This window comes from Nostocoides australiense Ben110 (assembly GCF_001050535.1).
In the GTDB taxonomy this organism is placed as follows: Bacteria; Actinomycetota; Actinomycetes; order Actinomycetales; family Dermatophilaceae; genus Nostocoides_A; species Nostocoides_A australiense.
Genome location: NZ_HG764815.1, coordinates 3,553,485 through 3,555,182, shown reverse-complemented (window position 1 = coordinate 3,555,182; position 1,698 = coordinate 3,553,485). Strand labels below are relative to the sequence as shown.

At 73.9% G+C, this 1,698-nt stretch carries 2 protein-coding genes; both read left to right on the top strand.

Going from position 1 to position 1,698, the window contains the following annotated elements; translation table 11 throughout:
- Nucleotides 1-156 precede the first annotated feature (156 nt).
- Entirely contained in the window at nt 157-921 is a 765-nt protein-coding gene (pgeF, locus tag BN11_RS17365) for a peptidoglycan editing factor PgeF (RefSeq protein ID WP_048699577.1), read from the top strand.
- 166 nt (nt 922-1,087) lie between these two features.
- On the top strand, nt 1,088-1,698 hold a 611-nt coding region (locus BN11_RS17360; RefSeq protein WP_053084165.1), incomplete at its 3' end, for an alanine racemase.

Here is a 1,698-nt window from a genome sequence, read left to right as displayed (position 1 = left end):
AGCCGGCCGACGCGCCGGCCGCCGAGCCCGCTCCTGCCCAGACCGCGCAGCTGGCCCCCGCCGCAGAGCCGGTGCGCCCGCCCAAGCAGGTCGTCTTCGACGACCCCGAGGACCTCGACGTCCCCGAGTGGCTGAAGTAACCCGTCAGGCCCCGGCGTGTTTGCCTGGCTCGACGAGGGCTCCCGGGTCGTCCGGGGGTTCACCGACCGGCACGACGGCCACAGCATCGGCGCCCACGCCGGCCTGAACCTCGGCTCCCGTGTCGCTGACGATCCGGCGGCGGTGGCGCGCAATCGCGCCGCCGCCGCCGCGGCATTGGGGGTGCCCGCCGGCAACCTCGTCTTCCTCCACCAGGTCCACGGCGCGCAGGTGGCGACCGTGACCGAACCATGGGGACCGGAGGACGAGCCGGAGGCCGACGCCCTGGTCACCACCGTCCCCGGCCTCGCGCTCGTCGTTCTCGCGGCAGACTGCGTGCCCGTGCTGCTCGCCGACCCTGTCGCGGGAGTCATCGGTGCGGCCCACGTGGGCCGCCCGGGTCTGCTCGCCGGGACCGTGGCAGCCGTGGTCGAGCGCATGCGTTTCGTTGGTGCCGTGAACCTCGATGCGGCCGTCGGCCCCGCGGTGTGCGGGTCGTGTTACGAGGTCCCGCAGCAGATGCACGACGATGCCGTCGCTCTGGTCCCCGAGGCGCGGGCCGTCAGCGCCACCGGCACCCCGGCCCTCGACATCGCCAAGGGCGTGCTGGCGCAGCTCTCGGCCGCCGGCGTGAGCGCCCGGCAGGTAATCGGCTGCACCCGCGAGTCCGGCAACCTCTACTCCTACCGCCGCGACGGCGTCACCGGCCGCCACGCCGGCCTCATCCTGCTGCGCCCGCCGGCTGCCCCTGCCCACCGTCCGGGACGACACCACCCGGGATAGCCCGACGGGGCTCGCTCACTGAAGCGTTGCCCCGACATTCGGCATACCGCGAATTCGGAATACCAGTCGGGCCGGTTGACCGGTCATTCCCGGGGCTTCGAGCGCTCCTCGTAGTTCGGATGTCACAGCTCTGTCCGCCGGCCCGCCCATCCAGCAAGATGGGGGTATGTCCGCCGCGCGTGCCGATGCTGTTGCCGCCCGTCCCGAGCGGGTCGAGGAGATCCGGGCCGGGTTGGCCGCCGTCGAGGAGCGCATCACGGCCGCGTGCGCCGCGGCCGGCCGGGCTCGGGAGGAGGTCACGCTCATCGTCGTGACCAAGACCTTCCCCGCGAGCGACATCCGGATCCTCGCCGGGCTCGGGGTGCGCGATGTGGGGGAGAACAAGGTTCAGGAGGCGCACGCGAAGGCGGAGGCGGCGGCATACGACGGCCTGCGGCTGCACCTGATCGGGAAGTTGCAGCGCAACAAGGCGGCCGAGGCGGCGCGCCTCGCCGACACCGTCCACTCCCTCGACCGGCCCAAACTCGTTGCGGCACTTGCCCATGGGCGCGAGCGTGCCGGCCTTGCGGAGCCGCTTCGCGTGCTCATCCAGATCAGCCTCGACGGTGATCCCGAACGCGGTGGCGCGCCCCGCGACACCATCCCGGCGCTGGCGGAGGCAGTCCTGGCCCAGCCACTGCTGCGCCTCGGTGGCGTGATGGCGGTGCCGCCACTGGCGGCCGACCCGGCCGCGGCCTTCGCCGACCTCGCCGGCCTGGCCGCGGCGGGGGGGGGCGG